This window comes from Trueperaceae bacterium, assembly GCA_019454765.1.
Lineage (GTDB): Bacteria > Deinococcota > Deinococci > Deinococcales > Trueperaceae > JAAYYF01.
This window is the reverse complement of sequence record JACFNR010000047.1, coordinates 16,733-20,396: the sequence shown is the minus strand read 5'-3', so window position 1 is coordinate 20,396 and position 3,664 is coordinate 16,733. Positions and strand designations below refer to the sequence as shown.

At 69.5% G+C, this 3,664-nt stretch carries 3 protein-coding genes (1 of these 3 only partly in view); 2 read left to right on the top strand and 1 reads right to left on the bottom strand.

Going from position 1 to position 3,664, the window contains the following annotated elements:
* Nucleotides 1-141: 141 nt before the first annotated feature.
* On the bottom strand, nt 142-1,887 hold the full coding sequence (locus H3C53_11495) for an ABC transporter substrate-binding protein (protein ID MBW7917289.1): 1,746 nt from the start codon (nt 1,885-1,887) through the stop codon (nt 142-144).
* Between the two features lie 254 nt (nt 1,888-2,141).
* Between H3C53_11495 and H3C53_11490 the strand changes: the two genes are divergently transcribed.
* Nucleotides 2,142-2,759 (top strand): hypothetical protein, encoded by a 618-nt coding sequence (locus tag H3C53_11490; protein ID MBW7917288.1) that lies wholly within the window; start codon nt 2,142-2,144, stop codon nt 2,757-2,759.
* 110 nt (nt 2,760-2,869) lie between these two features.
* On the top strand, nt 2,870-3,664 hold the 5' portion of the coding sequence (locus tag H3C53_11485) for an aspartate aminotransferase family protein (GenBank protein ID MBW7917287.1). 525 nt of this gene lie beyond the right edge of the window; the window shows 795 of its 1,320 coding nt (coding positions 1-795); the start codon lies at nt 2,870-2,872; its stop codon lies off the right edge, out of view.

Here is a 3,664-nt window from a genome sequence, read left to right as displayed (position 1 = left end):
GGGGTGGGGGGCGGGGGGGGCGGGGTGGTGTGGGCCGCGGCCCCCCCCCCCCCCCCCCCCCCCCGGGCGGGGGGGGGGGGGGGGGGGGCCGCGCCCCCCCCCCCCCCCACGCCGCGGCCGAGGCCGCGGCCCGAGACCGGCTCAGTTCTTGGAGATGGCCTTCCAGAGGAACTCGTTGGAGTACATGGTGTTGTAGTAGACGCCCTGCAGGTTGGAGCGCACGACCATGAAGTCCATCTGGATTGGCACCGCGATCAGGGGGGCCTGGTCGTAGTGCGCGGCGCCGATGCCGCGGTAGAGGAAGCCGCGCGCCTCGGGGTCGGACAGCTTGTCGGCCTGGTCGATGATCTCCTGGATGTCAGGCACGTTGATGCTGGTGCGCGCCGAGTAGTAGCCGTCGTTGTCGTAGAAGGTGTTAATGAAGTTGCTCGGGTCGGCGTAGTCGGCGGCCCAGCCGAGCGCGAACATGGGCGCCATCTTCTGCGCCGTGCGGGCGAGGTAGTCGGCCCACGGCAGACCGCGCACGTTCATCTTGAACTTCGGGTTCAGGAACTCGAGGTTGTCCTTCATGAGCTCGAGCGCCGTCTGCCGGATGGTGTTACCGGAGTTGTAGAGGGCCGTGAACTCGAAGCCCTTCTCCCACACCTCGCCACCGAAGGCGGCGCGGAAGTACTGCTCGGCCGCCTCGAGGTCGAGCGTGCGGACGGCCACGTCGGGGTTGTAACCGAGGAACGTGGGGGGCAGGCCCATGGTGATGACGACGCCCTGACCCTGGTAGATCTGGTCGACGAACGTCTGCTGGTCGAACAGCTGGGCGAAGCCGCGGCGCACGTTCACGTCCGCGAAGAAGTCGCTGGGGATGCCCTTGCCGTCGAGCGCGCCGGAACCGACGTCCTCGTTGTTCTCGGTGTTGATGTCGAAGTTGAAGAACACGGACGTGACGGAGGCCGGCAGCCAGCTGGGGTCGCTCAGGACGCTGACGCCCGCGGCGCCCTGCACCTGCGCGAGCGCGGCGCGTTCGTTGAGCGTGATGCGGTCGGCGTCACCCTGCTGGATGGCGAGGATGCGGGTCGACTGCTCGTCGACGTAGCGGTAGACGACGTGCTTGAGGGCCGGCGCGCCGCCCCAGTAGTCGGCGAAGGCGTCGGCGACGACGCTGTCGTCGGTCCAGTCGACGAGCTGGAAGGCGCCGGTGCCGCTGGCGTTGCGGTGGAGGAACTCGGCGGTGAGGTCGCGGCCGACCCAGCTCTCCCACGTGGCCTCGGTGCCGTCCCAGGCGCCGCCGGCGATGGCGAACTGGGAGTCGATGATGCTGTAGGCCGTGTAGGTGAGGATGGGGATGAGGGCCGGGGTCGGGTTCACGAGGTTCACCGTCGCCTTGAGGCCGTCGGGGCCGTCAGGGCAGGTGACGATGTTGTCGATCATGTCCCAGGTGACCTGAGCCAGGAAGGCGGCGGGGTCGGCGCCGTTGATGTCGGTGCCGAGGAAGTAGTTGCCCATGAGGTAGGCGGTGGCGCCTTCGGGGTGAGCGGTAAGCGCGCCGTACTTGAACGACCAGGCGACGTCCTTGCAGGTCATCGCGTTGCCGCTATGGAACTTGACGCCGGGGCGCAGGTCGAACGACCAGTGGAGGTTGTCGGCGCTGACCGTGTACCCCGTGGCGAGGCTAGGGACGAACTTGTCGATCGCCTGGCCGTCGTAGGCCATCAGGGTCTCGTAGATGTTCTCGATGATGCCGCCGGAGCCGGTGTCGTATGCACGGGCGGGGTCCATCGAGACGGGCTCCCCGAACGTCATGAAGACGTAGGTGTCGGCCGGCGCCTGCGCGAAGGCGACGCCCAGCAGCAGTAGCGTGCTGGCAAACAGCGTGGTGATGCTTCTCTTCATCAAACTCTCCTTCCGGGAATGTTGCTCGTAAAGCGTACCTTGCGGGGCGGTCCCCGTGCCGACGGCCCGGTGACCGTCGGGAACCAGTTCGCGTGCCGACCTGCCGGCGGCCGCCAGTGCCGAGGCTGCCCAACCCCCTTCCCTGGCCGAGAGGGCGTCTGCCCTTCATCTCGCGTGCCGCAACTCTATCAGACTCCGCCGGACCGCCTGGGCGGGATGCCCGCCCCGCCGGCGACCCGTTGTAGCATGGCCTGGTGCACACGAATCGGCCGCTCGCGAGGGCCTCACTCGCGGCCTCGATCGCGGTTCTCCTGCTCGGCCTCGGGGCCTGCGTCACCAGGCCGGATTCGTTGCCGCCGATCGTGACCATCACCGAGCCGCGGAGCGGCACGGTGCGTAGTAGCGACGACCTGCGCATCAGCGGGTACGCGATGGACGACGCCGGCGTGGCCAGCATCCGCGTGGACGGGGCGGACCTGTTGGCTGACGGCCTCTACGCGTCGGAGCGCGGCAAGCGGCTCATCCAGTTCGCCTTCACGAAGCCGAACCTGCGCGACGGCGAGTTGACGCTCATACTCGAGGTGACCGACGTGGACGGGCGCACCACCACGGAGCGTTACGTCCTGACTCTCGACGCCACGCCCCCCACCGTGGAGCTGAGCAAGGTCGAGTCGCTGGGCGGGGGCAAGCTCCGCGTCGAAGGGGTGGCGAGGGACAACATGCGGATCAGCAGCATCAGGATCAGTGGCGTGCCGCTCGCGTTCACGCCCGCCGCCGAGTACTCGTTCTCCGTCGACGTCGACGCGGCCGAGGGCGGCCAGGTCGTGGTGGAGGATAGCGCCGGCAACGTTACGGCCAGGGACCTCCGGTGATCCGGCCGAGCGACGCGCCACCGCGCCTCCCCTACGGCACGGCGGGCCTGCTCGCCGGCGCCGGCCTCGACGTGCTCGACCTCGAGGCGCGCCACGGCAACGGCGACCTGATGCGCGTCCTCGACATCCTGGGCATCGCCGGCCCGCTGCGAGTGCTCAACCCGTGGGAACTCGAGGACCCCTCGGGGCGTCACCTCATCCACGCGGGCGGTTACGCGGCGATGCCGTTCGGGGAGGCCTACCCGCCCCTGCTCGACTTCGTGCGCGCCTACCTGGCGGGCAACCGCCAGCTGGGGTTGCCCCAGCAGTCGTTGAGCGAGTGGCGCGCCGCGTTGGCGGCGAACCTGGTGACCCTCCTCGCGAGCGTCGCCCCGAGCCACGCCGACAGCCACGTGTACTTCGGCAACTCGGGCGCCGAGGCGGTCGAGGCGGCGCTGAAGATGGCGCGCGCGGCTCGGCCACGCGCGAGCACGTTCATCAACTTCGCCCGCGCCTACCACGGCAAGACGCACGGCGCGCTCGCGCTGACCCCCAACGAGGAGTACCAGGGTCCCTTCCGGCCCCTGGCCCCCGACGTCATAACTCTGCCGTACGGGGACGCGGACGCGTTCGCAGACGCCCTCCGGCGCCAGGCCGACCGCATCTGCGCCGTCGTGATCGAACCCGTGCAGGGCGAGGGCGGCGTGATCGTGCCTCCGGACGGTTACCTGCGGCAGGTGGGCGTCCTCGCTCGTGAGCACGGCGTCCTGGTGATAGCCGACGAGATCCAGACGGGGTTGGGACGCACCGGCACATGGTTCGCCAGCGTGGCGGCCGGTATGGATCCCGACATCATCACCCTGGCCAAACCCCTCGGGGGCGGCATAGTGCCCGTGAGCGCCACCATCGCCCGCAGCGCGGTGTAC

Excerpts from the sequence above, each read along its gene's own strand:
- H3C53_11495 (MBW7917289.1), bottom strand. The coding sequence starts at position 1,887 with ATGAAGAGAAGCATCACCACGCTGTTTGCCAGCACGCTACTGCTGCTG.